Genomic DNA, 1,575 nt, shown 5'->3' on the forward strand with positions numbered 1-1,575 from the left:
CAGATTGCTGACAAAGCCTCCCCAACGCGGGAGGCTTTGTTCATAATGGAGCGATGCTAAGAGCACCCGCCCCTTACCAGCACGAGCTGGAGATGGTGACGCTGGAATCCTTGGTTCCCGCCGATCACCTGTTGCGCAAGATCGCCGCCGCAGTCGATTTCGAGTTCATTCGAGCCAAGGTCGCACACCTGTACTGCGCCGACAACGGTCGCCCGGCGCTCGATCCGGTGGTGCTCTTCAAGCTACTATTCATCGGCTACCTGTACGGCGTTCGCAGCGAGCGGCAGTTGATGCGCGAGGTCCAGGTCAACGTCGCCTACCGCTGGTTTGCCGATTTCCGGCTGACCGACAAGGTGCCGGATGCCTCCACCTTCTCGCAGAACCGGCGCCGTCGTTTCACCGACACCACGATCTATCAAGAGATCTTCGACGAGATCGTGCGCCAGGCGATGGGGCACGGCATGGTCGATGGGCGCGTGCTGTACACCGACAGCACGCACTTGAAGGCCAACGCCAACAAGAACAAGTACGACGTGGTCGAGGTCCAGCAAACGCCGTCGGCCTACCTGGCCGAGCTGGATGCGGCCATCGACGTGGACCGGGCCGCGCACGGCAAGAAGCCGCTCAAGCGCGACGACGATGCAGGTGGCTCGCCGCCGACCAAAGAGATCAAGGTCAGCCGCACGGACCCCGAGAGCGGGTACATGGTGCGCGATGACAAGCCCAAGGGGTTCTTCTACCTGGACCACCGGACGGTAGACGCCAAGCACGCGATCATCACGGACACGCATGTCACACCCGCCTCGGTGCACGACAGCCAGCCCTATCTGGAGCGGCTGGACCGGCAACGTGAGCGCTTTGGCTTTGAGGTGCAGGCGGTCGGTCTGGATGCCGGTTACTTCACGCCGCTAGTCTGTCACGGCCTCGAGAGCCGGGGCATCGACGGGGTAATGGGCTATCGCCGGCCGAACCACAAGCCGGGCACGTTCTACAAGCGCGAGTACGAATACGATGCCTATCGCAACGTCTATGTCTGCCCGCAAGGACGCGAGCTGCCATACAGCACGACCAACCGACAGGGCTACCGTGAATACAAGTCCGATCCTCGGCAGTGCGGTGCTTGTGAGGTGCGGTCTCAGTGCACGAACAGTGCGAATGCGATCAAGGTGGTGGTGCGCCATGTCTGGGAGCGCGACAAGGAGCGCGTGGACGCCAGGCGGCTGACTGAGCGGGGCAAACGCATTTATGCCCGGCGTAAGGAGACGGTGGAGCGCAGCTTTGCCGACGCGAAGGAACTGCACGGCCATCGCTATGCCCGCATGCGCGGGCTGCGCAAGGCCGCCGAGCAATGCTTGCTGGCCGCTGCTGCACAGAACATCAAGAAGATTGCCCTGGTGCTCGCGCGCCTTTTTTTACGTCAATGGAGGCTCATCCCGGGCCTACGACGGGGTCTGCGCGCCATTCTGGGCCGTCTGACCAGAATCGCACCAACCTGTCTCGACTTGGCCTGACGCCAGCACCGTCGCAAACAAAAAACCCCACACTCCGAAAAATGTGGGGTTCGTCAGCAATCTG

General features: G+C 62.1%; 1 protein-coding gene. It reads left to right on the top strand.

The window, feature by feature from the left end:
• The first annotated feature begins 53 nt into the window (after positions 1–53).
• On the top strand, positions 54–1,511 hold the full coding sequence (locus AC07XB_RS38920; RefSeq protein WP_492833262.1) for an IS1182 family transposase: 1,458 nt from the start codon (positions 54–56) through the stop codon (positions 1,509–1,511).
• Positions 1,512–1,575 lie beyond the last annotated feature (64 nt).

It is taken from the genome of Cupriavidus sp. GW821-FHT02F09 (assembly GCF_059421605.1).